The sequence below is a fragment of the Marinobacter sp. 2_MG-2023 genome (genome assembly GCF_030546935.1).
Classification (GTDB): Bacteria; Pseudomonadota; Gammaproteobacteria; order Pseudomonadales; family Oleiphilaceae; genus Marinobacter.
Genome location: NZ_JAUOPH010000003.1, coordinates 37,171 through 57,579, shown reverse-complemented (window position 1 = coordinate 57,579; position 20,409 = coordinate 37,171). Strand labels below are relative to the sequence as shown.

16 protein-coding genes and 1 tRNA gene are annotated in these 20,409 nt (G+C 53.6%); 4 read left to right on the top strand and 13 right to left on the bottom strand.

Going from position 1 to position 20,409, the window contains the following annotated elements; all coding sequences use genetic code 11:
- Positions 1-92 precede the first annotated feature (92 nt).
- Positions 93-1,112 (bottom strand): quinone-dependent dihydroorotate dehydrogenase, encoded by a 1,020-nt coding sequence (locus Q4501_RS07595; protein ID WP_303595576.1) that lies wholly within the window; start codon positions 1,110-1,112, stop codon positions 93-95.
- 427 nt (positions 1,113-1,539) lie between these two features.
- On the opposite strand from Q4501_RS07595, the gene Q4501_RS07590 reads away from it, so the two are divergent.
- Positions 1,540-2,700, top strand: coding sequence for a cation diffusion facilitator family transporter (locus Q4501_RS07590; RefSeq protein WP_303595575.1), 1,161 nt, complete (start codon positions 1,540-1,542; stop codon positions 2,698-2,700).
- Positions 2,701-2,726: 26 nt separating this feature from the next.
- On the opposite strand, the gene Q4501_RS07585 is transcribed toward Q4501_RS07590, so the two are convergent.
- Positions 2,727-4,226 carry a RimK family protein gene (locus tag Q4501_RS07585; protein ID WP_303595574.1) on the bottom strand — a complete coding sequence of 500 codons (1,500 nt, stop codon included), beginning with the start codon at positions 4,224-4,226 and terminating at the stop codon, positions 2,727-2,729.
- A gap of 201 nt (positions 4,227-4,427) precedes the next feature.
- Here Q4501_RS07585 and Q4501_RS07580 point away from each other — a divergent pair, with 201 nt between their 5' ends.
- Complete coding sequence (locus tag Q4501_RS07580; RefSeq protein ID WP_303595572.1) at positions 4,428-5,552, top strand: GNAT family N-acetyltransferase/peptidase C39 family protein; 1,125 nt, start codon at positions 4,428-4,430, stop codon at positions 5,550-5,552.
- Positions 5,553-5,559: 7 nt separating this feature from the next.
- Here Q4501_RS07580 and uvrB read toward each other — a convergent pair whose 3' ends face one another.
- The gene (gene uvrB, locus Q4501_RS07575) at positions 5,560-7,620 is read right to left on the bottom strand and encodes an excinuclease ABC subunit UvrB (protein ID WP_303596181.1); all 2,061 of its coding nucleotides are present in this window, start codon (positions 7,618-7,620) and stop codon (positions 5,560-5,562) included.
- 213 nt (positions 7,621-7,833) lie between these two features.
- On the opposite strand from uvrB, the gene Q4501_RS07570 reads away from it, so the two are divergent.
- Positions 7,834-9,018: a pyridoxal phosphate-dependent aminotransferase gene (locus Q4501_RS07570; RefSeq protein ID WP_303595570.1), complete on the top strand. Its 1,185-nt coding sequence runs from the start codon at positions 7,834-7,836 to the stop codon at positions 9,016-9,018.
- A 69-nt stretch (positions 9,019-9,087) separates the two neighbouring features.
- Positions 9,088-9,163: transfer RNA gene (locus Q4501_RS07565), tRNA-Asn, on the top strand.
- 401 nt (positions 9,164-9,564) lie between these two features.
- Here the strand turns inward: Q4501_RS07565 and pyrF are convergent.
- The 10 genes from pyrF to serC form a co-directional block, all read right to left on the bottom strand.
- Entirely contained in the window at positions 9,565-10,275 is a 711-nt protein-coding gene (gene pyrF / locus Q4501_RS07560) for an orotidine-5'-phosphate decarboxylase (protein WP_303595569.1), read from the bottom strand.
- Positions 10,276-10,307: 32 nt separating this feature from the next.
- The gene (gene lapB / locus Q4501_RS07555) at positions 10,308-11,477 is read right to left on the bottom strand and encodes a lipopolysaccharide assembly protein LapB (protein WP_303595567.1); all 1,170 of its coding nucleotides are present in this window, start codon (positions 11,475-11,477) and stop codon (positions 10,308-10,310) included.
- The gene (locus tag Q4501_RS07550; RefSeq protein ID WP_303595565.1) at positions 11,477-11,779 is read right to left on the bottom strand and encodes a LapA family protein; all 303 of its coding nucleotides are present in this window, start codon (positions 11,777-11,779) and stop codon (positions 11,477-11,479) included. Before Q4501_RS07550 ends, lapB begins: the two co-directional genes overlap by 1 nt.
- 69 nt (positions 11,780-11,848) lie before the next feature.
- A complete protein-coding gene (locus Q4501_RS07545; RefSeq protein ID WP_071268191.1) occupies positions 11,849-12,145 on the bottom strand; it encodes an integration host factor subunit beta in 297 nt (98 codons plus the stop codon).
- Between the two features lie 134 nt (positions 12,146-12,279).
- Entirely contained in the window at positions 12,280-13,974 is a 1,695-nt protein-coding gene (gene rpsA / locus Q4501_RS07540; RefSeq protein ID WP_303595563.1) for a 30S ribosomal protein S1, read from the bottom strand.
- Between the two features lie 130 nt (positions 13,975-14,104).
- Positions 14,105-14,785 carry a (d)CMP kinase gene (gene cmk / locus Q4501_RS07535; protein ID WP_303595561.1) on the bottom strand — a complete coding sequence of 227 codons (681 nt, stop codon included), beginning with the start codon at positions 14,783-14,785 and terminating at the stop codon, positions 14,105-14,107.
- Entirely contained in the window at positions 14,785-17,043 is a 2,259-nt protein-coding gene (locus Q4501_RS07530; protein ID WP_303595559.1) for a bifunctional prephenate dehydrogenase/3-phosphoshikimate 1-carboxyvinyltransferase, read from the bottom strand. The genes cmk and Q4501_RS07530 overlap by 1 nt, the downstream gene beginning before the upstream one ends.
- A 1-nt stretch (position 17,044) precedes the next feature.
- Positions 17,045-18,169: a histidinol-phosphate transaminase gene (gene hisC, locus Q4501_RS07525; RefSeq protein WP_303595557.1), complete on the bottom strand. Its 1,125-nt coding sequence runs from the start codon at positions 18,167-18,169 to the stop codon at positions 17,045-17,047.
- Positions 18,170-18,192: 23 nt separating this feature from the next.
- On the bottom strand, positions 18,193-19,290 hold the full coding sequence (gene pheA, locus Q4501_RS07520) for a prephenate dehydratase (RefSeq protein WP_303595555.1): 1,098 nt from the start codon (positions 19,288-19,290) through the stop codon (positions 18,193-18,195).
- 2 nt (positions 19,291-19,292) lie between these two features.
- Positions 19,293-20,375, bottom strand: a complete 1,083-nt coding sequence (gene serC, locus Q4501_RS07515) for a 3-phosphoserine/phosphohydroxythreonine transaminase (protein WP_303595553.1) — start codon at positions 20,373-20,375, stop codon at positions 19,293-19,295.
- Positions 20,376-20,409: the final 34 nt, after the last annotated feature.

The window sequence follows — 20,409 nt, the reverse complement described above, 5'->3', positions numbered from 1 at the left end:
TTTAGTACGCAAGTTGGGGCTAAGGCTCCGTAAGGGCCCGCCATGCGGGCCCTTACTCGTTTAATCACCACGGTTTTAAAGCCCCTGAAAAACTACCTGAGCTTGCGGATCGCCTCTACGGTTTCATGAATCAGTTCCGGCCCACGATAAATAAAGCCCGTATACAACTGAACCAGCTTCGCGCCCGCACGAATCTTTTCAGCCGCACTCTCACCGTCCGTAATACCGCCCACACCAATAATGGGCAGCTCGTCACCAAGCTCAGCGTATAGCCCCTGGATAACTCTCAGAGATGCCTCCCGAACCGGAGCTCCACTCAGCCCCCCTGCCTCCGCAGCATGAACGTGGCCGGCAACCGCATCACGGCTTATGGTGGTATTCGTGGCAATAACACCATCGAGCCCGGCCTCTCTCAAAGCTGAGGCGACGAACCGGATGCCATCGTCGTCCATATCCGGGGCAATTTTAACGGCAACGGGGACATATTGCCCAAACTTGTTCTGACACTTCAGCTGCTCATCCTTGATGGCGTGGAGCAGGCTTTTCAGAGAGTCACCAAACTGAAGATCCCGCAAACCAGGGGTATTGGGCGATGACACATTAACCGTGATGTAGTCGGCACGGGTGTATACGGCCGAAATCCCTTTTCTATAGTCCGATTCAGCCTTCTCATTGGGCGTGTCTTTGTTCTTGCCAACATTGATACCCAGAATTCCGCGGTAGTTACGTTTATCCACACGCTCCAGCATGTGTGCCAAGCCTTCGTTGTTGAACCCCATACGATTAATAATGGCTTGATGTTCTGGCAACCGGAACATACGGGGTTTCGGGTTCCCAGGCTGGGCGAGCGGCGTAACGGTTCCAACCTCTATAAAACCGAAGCCGAGGGCGCCCAAGGCATCCAGATGATCTGCATTTTTATCCAGTCCTGCGGCAAGCCCTACCGGGTTGGGGAAATCCAGCCCCATAACATTTACTGGCAGCGCATGGGTTTTCGGTGAAAAGGCGCCTAACACGCCCAACCGATGCGCCAGATCCAGGCCATTCAATGCAACGGAATGGGCCTGTTCGGGTGATAGCCGGAAAAGCAGGTTTCGAATAACGCCGTACATCTGAAAACTCTCCTATAAAACGTGTGCGCGAGTATACCGGAAGTTTTCCACAGCGGCCCGGTCATGCAAATAAACGCAGCTAAACAGCTGTATCTTTAAGGTCGCGGGTGCTTGTCCACGGAATCTGTGGATAACCCTGTTGAAAATCGCGGGGCAACCTTGCCTACCCCTTGTTATCTGCGCCAATCTACAAATTGATCATTTTTTGATCAGTTTATTTTTGCATGTTTTTCAACAAGTTAAAAGAATCAAGCTTTAAAAAAAGAAAGTTTAAGCAAACAGTCACTAATGCGAAATAATGTTGCAATGTGCATAAATCTGGCGCATAAGCGCCGAAAACTACCTTGAGAGAGCTCTTCCAATAGCTCACAACACCACAAGCAATAAGGTTATACTGGCTTTCGCCATTTTGACCCGGAGTTTTTAAATGCAACAACCCGACTCCCCGGCCCAACGCAACCGTGAAACTCTCGCTGTGGAAATGAAAGCAGCCTCGCGGGTAACCATTATAGGAATGGTTCTTGATGCCTTTCTCGGAATCATTAAAGTTATTGGCGGCACCCTATTCCATTCTCAGGCTCTCCTCGTTGACGGTATACATTCGTTCACCGATGTCGTTTCCGATCTAGTCGTTCTGGGTGTAATGAAACTGTCACGCCAGGAACCGGATGACAATCACCCCTACGGTCACCAACGCATTGAAACCTTTGGCACTCTGGTGCTTGGCAGCATTCTCATTGCAGTAGGCGCCGCAGTGGCCTGGGAAAATACTCTTAGACTGATAGAAGGCGATATTAACAACGTTCCCGAATGGCCGGTGCTTGTTGCTGCCGCCATTTCGGTTGTGAGCAAGGAGTGGATATTTCGTTACACCCGTCATATCGGGCAAGCCATACGCTCAGACCTTATTATCGCCAATGCCTGGCACAGTCGTACTGACGCATTTTCCTCCGTGGTAGTTCTGATCTCAACGGCAGGTGCCATGCTGGGCTTTCTGTGGCTGGACGTACTGGCAGCTGTAGCCATTGCCGTCATCATTACCCACATTGGCTGGAAATTCACCTGGGACAGCGTTCAGGAGTTGGTGGACACCGGGCTATCGCCGGACGATACCGAAATGTTGAAAACCATAGCCCGCGATACCGATGGTGTTCTCAATGTACATGAGCTGCGCAGCCGTCGCATGGGACACGATATTCTTCTCGATATTCACCTCGTCGTGCGGCCGGAAATCAGCGTATCGGAAGGGCACCAGATTGGCATGCAAGTGGTGATAGGCATGCGTAAGGCACTAGAGAATATCCGCGACATAAACTTTCATATTGACGCAGAAAAGGACGAAGACCATTTCCCGGAAACTGAAAGCCTACCCTCGCGGGCGGAAGTGGGGAGAATCATTGCAGAACAACTTGGAGAAATACCCCAGCGCAGCCGTCTAAGGCTTCATTACCTCAGGAACAAGCTGCACCTGGAGATTTTCCTGGACGAGCAGGATCCCGGTACGATATTCACATCAGAAAATGTCCGGAGCCATCTGGATGGCTATCCCTGGTTTGGCAGCGTAAGAATTTGGGTAGCCGGCCCGTAAGCCGGCTATTAGAGGATCGCCTGCCGTCAACGCCGGCGGTTCTCCTCCATCCTCGACAGAAATTCCTGCATGATCAACGTATAGAGTTCGCCACCAAGAAACAGGTCTTCAACACCTGCATCAATGCTTGGGTTGTCGTTAACTTCGATAACAGCAACCCGATTTCCGGATTGTTTGATATCCACACCGTAAAGCCCATTACCTATCAGCCGGGTAGCGTTCAGCGCCGCCTGAATGACGTTTCTTGGAACTTCATAGGTAGGCATGGTTTCAAATCCGCCGCTCTCGCTCGCTGACTCGCCGTGCTGGTAAATCTGCCAGTGGCCTTTCACCATCATATATTTACAGGCATAGATGGCCCGGCCACCCAATACACCGATGCGCCAGTCGTAATCGGTGTAAAGATACTCCTGCGCGAGTACCAGCGCCGACTGGCGAAACAGGTCTTTTAGCCCTGTCCTCAAGGACTTTTCGTCTTCTGCCTTGTTCACTCCCCGGGAAAAGGCGCCATCAGGTATTTTGATGACGACGGGAAAGCCCAATTCCTGAACCACTTGTTCTACAGCGTCTTTCTGGTCCTTGGAAAGAATCAGGGTTTTCGGTGTCGGAACCTTGTTGTTTTTCAGAAGGTCTGCCAGAAAAACTTTGTTGGTGCATTTGAGGATCGACGCAGGATCGTCAATCACCACCATGCCTTCTGCCTCCGCCTTGCGGGCAAAACGATAGGTGTGGTGGTCAATGGCTGTGGTTTCCCGGATAAACAAACCGTCGTACTCGGGCAAACGCATGTAGTCCCGACGCGTAATCTGTTCTACGTTGATACCCAGTTTTCGGCCGGCTTTTTCAAAGCGCTTCAAAGCAACAGCATCGCTGGGAGGCATTTCTTCTTCGGGGTTAACCAGAATCGCAAGGTCAAACCGGTAACGACGGCGGGTTCTTGGTTTGCGCCACACCATACTGCTGAAGCGGTCCAGCGCCGACGCAAAGGCATCCTGTTCGGTCTCATCCAGATCTGCTGGCGCCGCAGGCTTCATGGACTCGATCTGCCAGGCCTTCCGGCGCCGGAAGACAATCTCAAGAATCGGGCTGGGAAACCGCTCAAACAGTGCCCGTGCCACAGGTTTGAGATCCGGATGCTCGGTTTGCCCGAAATAAGTACGAATCCGCACTTCATGGGTAGCATTGCGTTCATCACTGGCCGGGTCGATGGCCGATCCAGCTGCCTCCAGCCAGTTGATGACACTGGCGTCCAGTTCTTCCAGTTCGAGAGAAAACAGCCCTTTGCGACTCAGGTCGTTAAGCGTCATTACCGAGGGCACGACGTGATGGCCGCGGGCTTCGGCCAACAGCGAGCAGTAGTAGCCACGACTCAGGTATTTTGCACTCTGACACAGGTTGATAACACGAACGCGACTATTGGCCGGTGCAGAAAACTGGAGGTACTGATCAAAGCTCAGAACGTCTTCGCTGGGGTAGTAAGGAGCCCAGTCTTTGGTGCGATCTACAACGATAAGCAAACGGGACATTAAGGGCACTCCTCCCCGGAGACAATTGCCAATAGAACTGGCCGCAACAATACGCCGCTGCGGGGGTGGGAACAATCGGTGGATAATGAGTGCTTTTACGCATGATGAGATTATATGCCTGCGCTCAACTCTCAAACATAATAGCCGTACACGGGAAGCCTGCCAGCATGCCCAGCCGATATTCTCAAGGCCAACTTATACATGTCCGATCTGCAACTGCGGCAAGCCACCAGCGATGATCTGAAGGCGCTTCTGCAACTTGAACATCGCTGTTTTACGGAAGACCGTCTATCCCGCCGCAGTTTCCGACGCTTTCTGGACATGCCCCGGGACAGGTTGATTGTCGCCGAGGCCAAAAGCCCGGGGCAGAGCGAGTTGCTGGGTTATTGCCTGGTTCTGATGAGCGCCGCCACCCGTATGGCGCGCATATATTCCATTGCCGTGCTGCCGACTGCGCGTGGGCGTGGTATTGGTGAAAAGCTGGTAAAAATGGCGGAACGTGAAGCAGCAGATGCAGGCCGCATACTAATGCGCCTCGAAGTCCGGGAAGACAACAGCGGGGCCATTGCACTCTACAAGCGTTTGGGCTATCGCCAGTTTGGAACTTACCGGGACTATTACGAAGATCACGGGACGGCTCTGCGCTTTGAACGGCGCATTCTGTTTTACGAGCCAACAAGGGAATTTCTCCCCGTACCCTATTACGCCCAGACGACGGATTTTTCCTGTGGCCCTGCTGCGCTGATTATGGCAATGGCAGCGCTGGACGAACAGCAACCACTGACCACTCTGGAAGAGCTGAAAATCTGGCGCGAAGCTACAACCATTTTCATGCTTGCCGGTCACGGCGGCTGCGGCCCCCACGGACTTGCACTGTCCGCCTGGAACCGGGGTTTTGAAGCCAGCGCCTGGGTGAGTGCCGAAGGCCCGTTATTCAGGGACACGGTCCGAAACGACGATAAAAAAAGGGTTCTGGAACTGGTACATGAAGGTTTTTTGAACGACATAGGAAAGACCGGCATACAGTTGCATCACGATCCGCTCACCCTTGAGGCCATGGAGCAGGCGCTCCTTGAAGGCCGGATTCCGGTGATTCTGATCAGTACCTGGCAACTCAATCGAAGCCGGGTACCGCATTGGGTAACCGTGTGCGCTGTCGACGATCGGTTTGTGTACCTCCACGACCCGGAAATTGACGTGGATGACGGAGAAACCGTAGCCGACAAACAATACCTTCCGGTGGATAAACGGGTATTCAGCCAGATTTCACGGTACGGTCGCAACCAACCACTTCAGGCCGCCGTCATTATCGGCCCGAAGCGCTGATTTGGGTTTAACCTGTCCGAAGCGCCGCTTCTTTAAGCGCTGAGATTTCATCCCGAAGACGTGCGGCAGCCTCGAAATCCAGATCTGACGCTGCTTTGTACATCTCGTCTTCAAGGCGTGACACTTCTTTGAGCAACTCAGCGGGCGTTCGCTGGCCAACCCTGGCACGATACTGCTCTGCTTCTTCAGCCGCTTTCTCACCAGGTCGTGTGGCTTTATTGCGACCTCGGCCTCCGCCGCCAGCGCCTTCCATGACATCCGCAATTTTTTTGTTGAGCCCCTGCGGTGTAATACCGTGAGTCTCATTGTGCTCGGCCTGCTTTGCGCGACGGGTTTCGGTGATATCGATGGCCCGTTGCATTGATCCGGTTATTCTGTCGCCGTAAAGGATGGCCTTGCCGTTAAGGTTCCGCGCCGCTCGGCCAATGGTCTGAATCAGCGAACGCTCGGAACGCAGGAAGCCTTCTTTGTCGGCATCCAGAATGGCCACCAGTGATACCTCGGGCATATCCAGGCCTTCACGCAACAGGTTGATGCCTACAAGCACATCGAATTCACCCCGGCGCAGATCACGGATGATCTCTACCCGCTCAACCGTATCAATATCCGAGTGCAGATAACGCACGCGAATATCGTGCTCCATCAGAAAGTCCGTAAGATCCTCAGCCATGCGCTTGGTGAGCGTGGTCACCAGTACCCTTTCACTGACTTTCACCCGGGCGTGAATTTCAGAGAGCAGGTCGTCAATTTGTGTCGAGGCAGGACGTACTTCAATGATCGGATCCAGCAGGCCTGTCGGGCGCACGACCTGCTCCACCAATTGGCCAGCATGTTCGGCTTCGTAGTTGCCGGGAGTGGCCGACACAAAGATCATCTGAGGCGCTATCCGCTCCCACTCATCAAACCGCATAGGCCGGTTATCCAGAGCTGACGGCAGCCGAAAGCCATACTGCACAAGGGTTTCTTTTCTGGAGCGGTCACCTTTATACATGGCGCCGATCTGCGGGATAGTCACATGGGACTCATCCACAATCAACAGCGCATCCGGTGGCAGATAATCAAAAAGTGTTGGCGGTGCCTCGCCCGGCTGCCGACCGGAAAGATAGCGGGAGTAGTTCTCGATGCCGTTGCAATAGCCCAGCTCGTTCATCATTTCCATATCGTAGCGGGTGCGCTCTTCCAGCCTCTGGGCTTCTACCAGGCGACTATTATCACGCAGCTGCGGCAAGCGCTCATCGAGTTCCTTCTTTATCTCCTCAACGGCATCCAGCACTGTTTGCCGGGGCGTGACATAGTGGGACTTGGGATAAATCGTAATCCTGGGCACACGCCGGAGCACCTCGCCGGTGAGCGGATCAAAGTAGCTGAGGTTCTCGACTTCATCATCAAACAACTCAATGCGGACAGCTTCTTTTTCCGACTCAGCCGGGAACACATCAATGACATCGCCACGAACACGGTAGTTGGCACGGTGAAACTCGATATCGTTGCGGGTGTACTGCAGTTCAGCGAGCCGGCGCAGAATGTGCCGCTGATCAATCTTCTCGCCGCGATCCAGGTGCAACATCATTTTCAGGTAGGATTTCGGATCACCCAAGCCGTAAATGGCAGACACGGTTGCCACAATAATGGCATCCGGGCGCTCAAGCAGAGCTTTGGTGGCAGACAGCCGCATCTGCTCTATGTGTTCGTTAATCGAGGCGTCTTTTTCGATGAAAGTGTCAGACGAAGGCACATAGGCCTCGGGCTGATAGTAATCATAGTAAGATACGAAGTACTCGACGGAATTATCCGGAAAGAATTCGCGAAACTCACCGTATAGCTGCGCAGCCAGGGTTTTATTGTGGGCCATGATAATGGTTGGCCGCTGCACAGACTCGATCACTTTGGCAACGGTAAACGTCTTGCCCGAGCCGGTAACACCCAGCAACGTCTGGTGCGCCAGGCCAGAGTGAATGCCATCCACCAGCCCTGCAATGGCTTTGGGCTGGTCACCGGCAGGCTCGAATGGTGAATCAACCTTGAAAACGCCTTCCTTTACAGAACTGCTGGAATCGCTACTGGCCATAATCGGCACACAACCTCCACTCACTCAACATTGGTATCCGTACCAGATCCCGCTAGCGCAAAACCTGGTCTCAGAGAGAAATTTATTGTTGCGCCGGCTTCATGATACCATCAACCTGATCGACGGCTGGGCGAAAATCAGCCGCTAAATGGCAATGATTCAGACACCCCGCCGGTCACAGACCTATCAGACGCAGCTTTAAGGAGCGCAAGTTTGGACCTTCAACTTTCCAGCCGAGTACAGGCAATCAAGCCATCTCCCACCCTCGCGGTAACCAACAAGGCTGCCGAACTTCGCGCAGCAGGCCAGGATATAATCGGCCTTGGTGCGGGCGAGCCCGACTTCGACACTCCGGATCACATCAAACAGGCAGCCATTGAGGCCATTAATAACGGCCAAACGAAATACACTGCTGTTGATGGTACGCCGGCCCTGAAGAAAGCGATTATTGCGAAGTTCAAACGGGACAACGGCCTGGAATACGAAGCCAACCAGATACTGGTATCAAGTGGGGGCAAACAGAGCTTTTTCAACCTCGCACTGGCGACCCTTAACGCCGGTGACGAAGCCATTATCCCGGCGCCCTACTGGGTATCCTACCCGGATATGGTTCTGGTTGCTGAAGGCAAGCCGGTGATCATCGAAACAGGCGCGGAAACCCGCTTCAAGATCACTCCGGAGCAACTGGAAAACGCCATTACCGAACGCACCCGGTTGTTTGTTATCAACAGCCCTTCCAACCCCAGCGGTATGGCTTATACCCTGGAGGAGCTGCAGGCGATTGGTGAGGTGCTGAAGAAGCACCCGAACATCATGATTGCCACCGATGACATGTATGAGCCCATACTTTGGACCGGCAAACCGTTTTGCAACATCCTGAATGCCACACCCGAGCTTTACGACCGTACCTTTGTTCTCAACGGCGTATCCAAGGCGTATTCGATGACTGGCTGGCGTATCGGCTACGCGGCTGGCCCAGCGCGTATCATTGGGGCTATGAAGAAGATTCAGTCTCAAAGCACTTCCAACCCATGTTCCATCTCCCAGGCCGCCGCTACCGCTGCGCTGGATGGTGATCAGGCTTGCGTGGGTGAAATGGTCAAGGCCTTCAAACAGCGCCACGACTGGCTGGTAGACGCCCTGAACAAGCTGCCAGGAGTTGAGTGCCTTAAAGGTGACGGTACCTTTTATGTATTCCCAAGCTTCCAGAGCGCAATCGATGCCGATTCCAGTGTCAGTAATGATGTGGAGTTCGCAGAGAAGCTGCTGAGCGAAGCCGGCGTTGCTCTGGTTCCAGGTTCTGCCTTCGGTTGCCCGGGGCACATGCGCCTGAGTTTTGCGACAAGCATGGACAATCTTGAGCAGGCGATTGAGCGTTTGCAGAAGGCTCTGGGCTAAAAAGTTCGTCTAGGGGTTGACGAGGCGGTGGGGTAATCTTAATATACGCGCCTCGTCATATGACGACGTTCCCCGATAGCTCAGTTGGTAGAGCAACGGACTGTTAATCCGTTTGTCGCTGGTTCGAGCCCAGCTCGGGGAGCCACTATTTTAAAACCCGCTAATTCTATGAGTTAGCGGGTTTTTTCGTTTTAGCTTCGTGAACTTTTGCTTTTGACCCTAGCCTGCTTGGCTTGGGGGAGCGGGATGACCGACAGGGCTTTCCAAAACACGCTACAAGCACACCCATGTGCGCCTGTTTCGGGCCATCCATGGCCCTCTACAGTTTTGGAAAGCCCTGTCAGCCACCCCTTGCTTAACACTGAGTTGTCCGCAGAGTTTATAGACTATTACTCGGAAACCTGACTGGAATGGTGGGAGCCCACTCCCAAAAATGTCGTAGGCCAAGGATGGCCGAAGACAAGCGCACATGGATGTGCTCGTAGCGGTTTTTGGGAGTGGGCTCCCACCATTCCCTGCACTCAGGCTCAAAGGCCAGGTCGAAAACTAGAGGCCCATCACCTCGGAATGAATAGCCTCCAAAGCAGCCAGAGGGTCAGCCGCCTGGGTAATTGGTCGACCTATAACGAGGTAGTCTGAACCGGCTTTGAGAGCATCGCTGGGGGTCATGATGCGCTGCTGATCGCCTTTGTCGGCCGTTAAAGGCCGAATACCCGGAGTGACCAGTTTGAAATCGATGCCCTGCTCTGTTTTGAGTTTTGGGGCTTCCTGTGCGGAGCAGACTACACCGTCGAGGCCGCAATTTCGGGTTAGCGTAGCCAGGCGGGAAACCTGTGCTTCAGGGGAATCGGTAATGCCTATGCCTGCAAGGTCTTCTGCAGTCATGCTAGTGAGAACCGTGACGGCAATCAGCAGGGGCTTGTCGGCGCCAAAGGTGTCCAGGCGCTCCCTGCAGGCTATCATCATCTTCTCACCACCTGAGGCGTGCACGTTTACCATCCACACACCCAGGTCGGCAGCGGCGGCCACAGCAGCTGAGGCTGTGTTGGGAATATCGTGGAATTTCAGGTCCAGAAACACATCGAAACCACGCTTGTGCAAACCCTCAACAAATTGGGGGCCGGAGCGGGTAAATAGCTCTTTGCCGACCTTTAGCCGGCATTTTTCAGGATCAAGCTTGTCCACCAGGCCCAGAGCCGGGTTTGAAGAGGGAAAGTCTAGGGCTACGATGATCTTGGGATCGTTAGAGGTATGCACGTTGAAATATCCTGAAGGTGTGTCAGTAAATATTATTCGGCTTCAACGCCCTGAATCGGGCGAACAGTTTCCCACTGCTTACAGCTTGGGCATAGCCAGTGCAGCTGTTGACCTGAAAAGCCACAGCTAACGCAACGATAGACCGGTCGATTGGCTAGAATCAGAAGCCCTATACGGCTCACCAACCGACCTTCGTCAGTGGTCATACCCTTCTCATAACCTGCCATTTCTACCAAGCGCAAAAGCGCTCGCACGCTCGGGCGTATCTCCAGCTCCTTACGCAACAAATCCAGCGCCGCCGGGCGCCCGGCCCCCCGCTCAACAGACTCAACCAGAGCGAGCAACAAACTTGTACTCGGATAAACCTCATAAAGTTTGCGCAATTTTTTTACCAACCGGCCAATATCCCCGTGCTCATGCTCAAGCTTCATTAGGCGGTCGACGGCTTCAGGCCCGAAATCCGGGTTTTGGTCAAAAACCTTCAGGCTCTGATTTCCGGCTTCCCGATAACTGCCCTGCCGGACAAGTATCTTCATCAGGATCAAGGTCGCGCGAACGCAGGAGCGGTCATAATCCAGCGCTTCTTTGGCAAGCCGCTGGGCAGCCCAACGATCATCTCGTCCAAGAGCCTGTTCTGCCATCTCACAGGTAAGGTACGCCAGATCCTTGAACATAGCCGGATCTGCATCGTTTTTGGTAAGGGCGCGAGCGATGTCTGATGCTTTTCCCCACTCCCTTTCTTGTTGATAGAGCTCAATGAGTTGCTGAGCGGCCTTGCGCCCATACTCTCGATCTCCCATCAACTCTTGCAGTAAAGCCTCAGCGCGATCTAGCAAGCCCGCATTAAGAAAGTCCATGGCAAGCTCAAGCGTGACCTGAGGTGAAAATCGCGGGGGCAGTTCGGGCCGTGCGAGGAGGTTCTGGTGAACCAGAATGGCGCGATCGGTTTCGCCTTTATTGCGGAAGTGCCTGCCAATGGAGAGGTGAAGACTAACCGTCTCTTTGTTGACAGCCAGAGACTGTACAAAATTATCGACAGCCTGATCTGAATAGTTCGTAAACAGGAACTGAAGCCGATCCTTTACGGAATCTTCGTCTGAAATCTTGGTTCGGTTTCGTTTATTATCGCTACCCAGACGCCCAACAAACCAGCCGAGGGCAACTGCAATGGTCAACAGCAGCCACTGAAACACTATATCCATTAAATAGCCCGGTCGTTCTGAACCCTGGATTTCTCCAGTGCCTGTTCCGTTCGATCAAGTTTCTTCTGCAGGGTACGACGGGATACCGACGTGCGAAAGGTAGCAAGCAAGGTCATCAAAACGCCAACCAGCGCGCCGATTACAAAAGACATGATGATCCAGACGGCGACGCCGTGGGGCTGGGTTTCAAACACCAGAAAGTTTAGAGCGACGGCCATCTGATTGTTCAGAGAAAACACGAGCGCCAGCAAAACCAGGACCAGTACCAACAGAATCAATAGAATTTTCTGCAATCCTGCCATAGCCTTAGCTCTCCCTAACGCTTATAAAGTGCCCGAGTTGTGGGTATTCCGTTCCAGGAACAAAAACTTCTAAAATCCCTGCTTCAAACTGTCATTCACTTGTTCACGCAGCTCTTTGCCTGGCTTGAAATGCGGAACATGCTTTGCGGGTAATTGTACCGCTTCGCCTGTTTTCGGATTCCGGCCAGTGCGGGCAGCCCGATGGTGAAGGGAAAAACTGCCAAATCCCCTGATTTCAATTCGCTGCCCGTTAGCAAGCGACTGGGACATATGCTCAATAATCGTTTTTACCGCCAGCTCAACGTCTTTAACCGAAAGCTGCGTTTGTTTTGAGGCAATTAATTCGACCAGTTCAGACTTCGTCATGAGGCACTTCCCTCTATTCTTTTTTTATTCGGCCGTTGGTTGCCGAATTCCTACTCGTGTAGTTTAGCCAAATCATAAAAAAACACAAAAAAAACGGGCTCTTAGAGCCCGTTTTTTTTCATACCAACCGGAACTTAGTCCTTATTGGCGTTTTGCTGCTGCATTTGCTCCTTGATGAGATCACCAATGGTGGTCGCACCGGAGGTAGTTTCTGCAGCTTTGCTACGTACAGTATCAATAGCCTGCTTATCGTCTTCTACGTCCTTGGACTTGACGGACAGGTTGATAATGCGGTTTTTGCGATCGATGCTGATGATCTTCGCTTCAACTTCTTCGCCTTCTTTCAGTGCGTTACGCGCGTCTTCGACACGGTCACGGCTGATTTCAGAGGCTTTCAGAACCGCTTCAACTTCGTCGTTCAGAGCAATAGTAGCTGCCTTGGCGTCAATGGCAGAAACAACACCCTTAACGATGGAGCCTTTGTCATTCAGCTGAACAAACTCAGCGAACGGATCGCTTTCAAGCTGCTTGATACCCAGGGAGATGCGCTCACGCTCGGGATCTACAGACAGGATAACGGTATCAACATCGTCACCCTTCTTGTATTCACGAACAGCTTCTTCGCCTGTTTCGTTCCAGCTGATATCAGACAAGTGAACCAGACCATCAATGCCACCGTCCAGACCGATGAAGATACCGAAGTCAGTGATTGACTTGATCTTACCGGAGATGCGGTCGCCCTTGTTGAAGTTGCCGGAGAAATCTTCCCATGGGTTGGATACGCACTGCTTGATACCCAGGGAGATACGACGACGCTCTTCATCGATGTCCAGAATCATCACGCCCACTTCGTCGCCAACATTAACGACTTTGGATGGGTGAATGTTCTTGTTGGTCCAATCCATTTCAGATACGTGAACCAGACCTTCAACGCCTTCTTCCAGCTCAGCAAAGCAGCCGTAATCGGTCAGGTTGGTTACACGTGCAGTAACCTTGGTACCTTCCGGATAGCGACCTTTGATATCAACCCAGGGATCTTCACCCAGTTGCTTCAGACCCAGAGATACACGGTTACGCTCACGATCGAACTTCAGAACCTTAACGTTGATCTCGTCACCAACGTTTACGATTTCGCTCGGGTGCTTGATGCGCTTCCAGGCCATATCGGTAATGTGCAACAGGCCGTCAACACCGCCCAGATCTACGAACGCGCCGTAGTCGGTCAGGTTCTTGACGATACCCTGAATTGACAGACCTTCGGTCAGGGTTTCCAGCAGTGCTTCACGCTCGGCGCTGTTTTCAGCTTCCAGAACGGCGCGGCGAGAAACAACCACGTTGTTACGCTTCTGGTCCAGCTTGATAACCTTGAATTCGAGTTCCTTGTTCTCCAGGTGCGCAGTATCGCGAACCGGACGAACGTCTACCAGGGAACCCGGCAGGAACGCACGAATACCAGCCAGATCAACGGTGAAACCACCCTTAACCTTGCCGTTAATAATACCTTTGACCACTTCTTCAGCTTCGAAGGACTTCTCGAGTACCTTCCAGGATTCAGCGCGCTTGGCCTTTTCACGGGACAGGCGGGTCTCACCGAAACCATCTTCTACTGCATCCAGTGCTACGTCGACAACGTCGCCAATAGCTACTTCCAACTCGCCTTTTTCGTTCAGGAACTGGGAGGCGGGGATAACGCCTTCGGACTTCAGTCCGGCGTTAACTGTGACCCAGTCGCTATCAACATCAACTACGGTTCCCTGGACGATGGAACCTGGTTTCATGTCAATTTCTTTTAGGCTTTCTTCAAAAAGATCCGCAAAGCTCTCGCTCATTATGAGTCCTATAGGTTCAATGCAAGTATGCTCCGTGCCGCCAGCAACACGGTCTGTTAATAAGTTCCGGAATCAGCCAGTGACTGGCAGATTACGCTGCTTCCGGTATTTCAACGACAAAAAGGTGCAGTCAAGTCTGGCCCGCTGCTGCCATACACCTGCCCAACACCTCTTGTATACTCAACCCCGTAGAATCAATGACTTGCGCATCGTCTGCAGGCTTGAGAGGGGCTGCGGAACGGTTCATATCCCGTTCATCACGAACCCGTATCTCCTCTAAAAGGGCGTCAATACTAACATCGACGCCGGCAGCCTTCAACTGGCCGAAACGCCGGCGCGCTCGTTCTTCGGCGCTCGCTGTCAGAAAAATCTTGACCGGCGCGTCCGGGAAAACCACTGTGCCCATATCGCGACCGTCTGCAACCAACCCGGGCTCTTGCCGGAAATCCCGTTGACGCTGCAAAAGCGCATCGCGAACCGGCTGCATAACGGCAATGCGCGACGCGTTGTTACCGCAGATTTCCGTACGGATGTCAGAGGTTACATCCTCGCCCGCTAAAATCACCTTTACGGGCTCACCTTCCTGAGTCGGCTGAAAGGCAACATCCAAAGATGCAGCAACCTGCACTAACGACGCTTCGTCATCCAGCGATACATGCTGGCGCGTTGCTGCGAGAGCCGTCAGCCGGTAAAGAGCACCACTGTCGAGAAGGTGCCAGCCAAGTTTTCGCGCCAGCATCTGGGTAACGGTACCTTTGCCAGAGCCACCCGGGCCGTCAACGGCGATAACCGGTGCATTGCCTTCCGACATTAACCTGCTCCCTGTTCGGCGTTCGCTTCGGAACCCTCGGATGAAATATGGATACCGGTTTCTTTGGCCAGCTCTACAAAACCGGGGAAAGATGTTGCTACGTTGGCACAGTTATTTATCTCGATCTCGCCAGTTGCCCGCAGCGAAGCCACAGCGAAAGACATAGCAATACGGTGATCGCCATGGCTTTGAATGGAACCGCCTTTGATGGTCTGGCCACCCTCGATAACGATGCCATCCGGTGTAACCAGTGTTTCAACACCCAGAGCAGCAAGACCATCGGCCATTACCTGAATGCGGTCGCTCTCTTTTACCCGCAACTCCTCAGCACCGGTCAGTACCGTGCGGCCGGTAGCGCAGGTGGCAGCAATAAACAGCGCCGGGAATTCGTCGATAGCAAGAGGTACCTGATCTTCCGGAATATCAATACCTTTAAGCTCAGCAGAGCGGACACGCAGATCCGCAACCGGCTCACCACCAATTTCCCGCTCAGCCACGATCTCAATATTGGCGCCCATCTGCCGCAGGATGTTGACCACGCCGACACGTGTGGGGTTCATGCCAACATGGCGCAGGATCAGATCGGAATCTGGCGCAATGCTCGCTGCCACCAGAAAGAAGGCAGCCGATGAAATATCCGCTGGCACATCGATAACATTGGCTGTCAGCTTACCACCGCCAGTAACACTGGCCGTTGGCCCATCGCGCTCCACCTGATAACCAAAGCCAGTCAACATGCGCTCGGTGTGATCCCGTGTCGGTGCGGGCTCAGTTACGGACGTTGTGCCATCAGCATAAAGGCCGGCAAGCAAGAGGCAGGATTTCACCTGGGCACTGGCAACCGGCATATCGTAGTGAATACCTGTCAGTTTCTTGTCTCGGCTGCCATGAATTTTCAGTGGCGGACGACCGCCCTCTGCGGTGTCGATAACGGCACCCATGGATCTCAGTGGGTCCGCAACCCTGTTCATGGGTCGAACGGAGAGGCTTGCGTCGCCGGTGAGCTCGGATTCAAAGGGTTGAGCAGCCAGGAGACCGGTGAACAACCGCATGCCCGTTCCGGAATTGCCTAGATATATAGGGCCGCGCGGAGCCTGCAGGCCGTGCATTCCAACGCCGTGAATGCGCACAAAACCGTTGTCCGGCCCCTCAATCGTAACGCCCATATCACGAAAGGCCTGTAGCGTTGCGAGGCTGTCTTCACCTTCAAGAAAGCCCTTCACCTCGGTGATGCCTTCAGCCAGAGCGCCGAGCATAATAGAGCGATGAGAAATGGATTTATCACCAGGCACCCGGATATCCCCGGTTACGGAGCCACCTGGCTGAAGACGGAACCTTACCTGCTTTTCACTGTTATTTGTCACGTAAGCCTGCCCTGAAAGCATTTTTGAAAAGTGTTCACGCGCCGCTTTGGCACGGCTGAATACTCGCAATAGCGTAGCGCCATCCTGATCTGCAATCGCAGTGCGGAGTTGATCCAAGTCTTTAGTGAAATGATCGATCACCCGAAGAACGGCGTCGCGATTGGAAAGAAAAATATCGTGCCACATAACCGGATCGCTCGCGGCAATCCGCGTAAAATCACGGAATCCGCCTGCAGCATACCGGAAAATATCCATGTTCTCGTCTTCCCCTGCCAGCGTATCAACCAGCGAGAAAGCTATGAGATGGGGCAGATGACTTGTCGCTGCCAGCACTTCATCGTGGTACGCCACTGACATGGTAAGCACAGTCGCCCCACACGCCTCCCATAAAGCCCTGAGCTGGTCCAGATGAACACTGCTCACGTTATCTGATGGGGTCAGTATGACTTTATGGTTGGCGAACAACTCCCAATTGGCCGCACGAATGCCACTTCTTTCCGATCCGGCAATCGGGTGCCCGGGAATCACACGAGGCAAAAACTCCCCGAATACAGCTTCTACATCCTTTACAAAACTGGTCTTGGTACTTCCGACGTCGGTGAGAATTGCATCCGCTGATAGGTACGGCCGCACTTCCTCAAGTACCTTGCGAGTCGCCTGCACTGGCACAGCCAGCACGACAAGGTCTGCACCCTGCACCGCTTCTGCGGTCGTTCCGGCAACCGTATCAATAACGCCCAGAGACTGGCCCAGCACAAGGTCTTCTTTACGCTGATCAGCTGCGACAACTTCCCGGGCAAGTCCGTTTTTACGAATAGCGCTGGCCAGCGAACCGCCTATCAGGCCGAGCCCGATAATGGCGACACGATGAAAAAGCGGCTCGCCGGAAGACACCTCAGGCGCCCTGCCCTGACGCTGCCAACGCCTTAGCGAGCGCGTCGATAAACTGTTCGTTCTCCTCAGGCAACCCCACTGAAACGCGGAGGTGTTCTGGCATTCCGTAACCCGCGATGGGGCGCACAATAACCCCGTGGGCCAGCAATGCCTGGTAGACACCCATAGCTTGCGGCCCCACTTCAACCGCCACAAAGTTACCGGATGAAGGAATATACCGGAGGCCCATCTGATCAAAGGCCGCTTCCAGCTGCTTCAACCCGGCAGTATTGGTCTCGCGGGAGCGTTTCAGATAATCCTCGTCATCCAACACTGCGGTGGCGGCTGCGAGTGCAACAGTGCTTACGTTAAAAGGTTGCCGGACGCGGTTGAGTATGTCGGCAATTGCCGGTGAACTGATGCTGTAGCCAACACGCAGTGCAGCAAGGCCCCAGGCTTTGGAAAAGGTACGACACACAATCAGGTTCGGGAAACGGGTCAGCAGCGCAACACCGTCCGGATCCTTTTCACCGGTCATATACTCGCAGTAGGCTTCATCCAGAACCACCAAAACGTCTTCAGGGATCTTGCCGAGAAACGCTTCAATGGCGTCTGAATTGTGCACAGTTCCGGTAGGGTTGTTCGGGTTGGCCACAAAGATCAACCGGGTGCGTTCGGTAACCGCTGCCGCCATGGCATCCAGATCGTGGCCCCAGTCTTTCGCCGGCACAGCAACGGCTTTGGCGCCAATTGCCTGAGTCACAATCGGGTAAACGGCAAACGCATACTGGGAAAACACTACTTCGGAATCAGTGCCTGCAAAGCAACGTGCAATTACCTCGAGCACATCGTTTGATCCGTTTCCAAGTGTAATCTGGTCAGCGCCCACGCTGAGTCGCGCGGACAGCTTCTGCTTCAGATCAAACCCGTTACCATCGGGATACAAACAAAGTTCCGCCAAGGCTTTTTCGGCCGCAGCAACAGCTTTTTTACTGGGGCCCAGAGGATTCTCATTACTGGCCAGTTTGATGATCTCAGCCGGATCCAGGCCCAGCTCTCGAGCAAGCTCGCTGATCGGCTTACCCGGCTGATAGGGAGATAATGCCTGAACACCTTTTACCGCCAGGCTTTGATAATCAATGGCCATACACCTTCCTTAACTGGATGATACTAGAGAACACCGATGGGATAGGAGCCCAGGCGTTTGAGCTCAACGGCTTCTGCCTCTACCTCGGCGAGCACTTTACGCGCCAGCTCATCATCCATATGCCCTTCAAAATCGATATAGAACACATAGGCCCAGGTGCCACTGGGCGAGGGGCGCGTCTCAAGCCGGGTAAGACTGATTCCATGACGATGAAACGGCTCCAGCAACTGGTATAGCGCGCCAGGCTTGTTTCTCATGGAAACCAGAATCGACGATTTGTCTTGCCCGCTTGACTGAACCTCTTCCCGACCAACAATCAGGAATCGGGTGGTGTTGTCCGGCCGGTCTTCAATGCTGCCCGCCAGTTTCTCGAGACCATAGAGCTCTGCTGCCATATCACCGGCAATTGCTGCTGCGCCCGGCTCGTTGGCTGCCCTGCGCGCTGCTTCGGCATTACTGGACACAGTAACCCGCTCAATACCGTAGCGATGGGTATCCAGCCACTGGCGACACTGGGCAAAAGACTGCTGGTGCGAGTAAATGCGGGTTATTTCCAGATCCCGGTAGTCCGGTGAAACCAGCAGATGGTGATGAATTCTCAGCTGAACTTCTCCGCAGATTTTCAGCGGGGACAACATGAACATATCAAGTGTGTGGTTGACCATGCCTTCAGTAGAGTTTTCAACCGGCACCACGCCATAGTGTGCAGTGCCGGACTCTACCTCACGGAAAACCGCATCGATCGCTGGCAGGGGTAAACTGACAACGGAGTGCCCGAAGTGCTTGAGGGCTGCCGCCTGGGTAAAGGTGCCGATCGGCCCCAGAAAAGCGATGTGCATGGGCTTTTCCAACGCCAGACACGCCGACATGATCTCGCGAAACAGGCGGGCCATTTCTTCACCCGGCAAGGGGCCGGGGTTCGCCTCTTTAATACGGCGCAGAACCTGCGCTTCCCGCTCGGGGCGATAGAAAAACACATCCTCCCCAGGGTTTGCGGCCATTTTTACATGAGCAACTTCCTGGGCGCATTTAGCACGGGCACTGATCAGTTCCATGATCCTCTGATCAAGACTGTCTATTTCTTCCCGCAGTTCTCCGAGGCGAACCTGCTCATCACTCATGATCAGCCCCGCTCCTTCGCAAACTCAGTCATGTATTGAATCAGAGCATCCACGCCCGCCTCGGGCATCGCATTGTAGATACTGGCACGCATGCCGCCGACCGAGCGGTGACCTGCCAGGTTCAGCAAACCACGGTCCTCCGCACCCTGAAGGAAGACACCATTCAGAGCATCGTCTTGCAGCGTGAAGGGCACGTTCATCCAGGAACGAAAACGCGGCTCTATCGGGTTAGCGTAAAACTCATTGGTATCAATAAAACCGTACAGTTTTTCCGCTTTTCTCTGATTAATCTCGCCCATGGCTTTAACGCCGCCCTGAGCCTTCAGCCATTTGAATACCAGGCCCGCGAGATACCAGGAGTATGTCGCGGGCGTGTTGTACATAGACCCGTTATCGGCAATAACCTGGTAGTTCATCATAGTCGGCGTTTCCTTCCGGGCTTTCCCCAGAAGGTCCTTGCGAATAATGACCACAACCAGCCCGGAAGGGCCTATATTTTTCTGGGCACCGGCGTAGATCAGCCCGAACTTTGAAACATCCACCGGGCGCGAAAGCATGGTAGAAGACATATCTGCCACCAGCGGGACATCCGCGCTATCAGGAATAAAATCAAACTCCAGGCCGCCTATCGTTTCATTCGGCGTGTAATGCAGATAAGCCGCATCGGCACTGGTCCGCCAGGAGGCCTGATCCGGAATACTGGAGAAGCCACCGGCTTCAGCGCTGGCAACGACATTCACGTCGCTATAGCGCGCGGCTTCGGCAATGGCCTTTTTGGACCAGATGCCGCTGTTCACGTAATCCGCAGACGTTTTGTCGCCAAGCAGGTTCAGAGGAATCGTAGAGAACTGACTGGAAGCTCCACCCTGCATGAAGAGAACAGCGTAATCATCTGATACTCCAGCTAATTCCCGCAAATCCTGCTCGGCGGTTTCGGCGATCTCCACGAACGCGTCACCACGATGACTCATTTCCATCACGGACATGCCAGTGCCGCGCCAGTCCAGCATTTCATCCCGCGCCTGTACCAGCACGCTTTCCGGCAAGGTTGCCGGACCTGCACAAAAATTATACGCCCTGCTCATGTTCCTGTGGTCTCTCACGTCATGCGGATTCGAT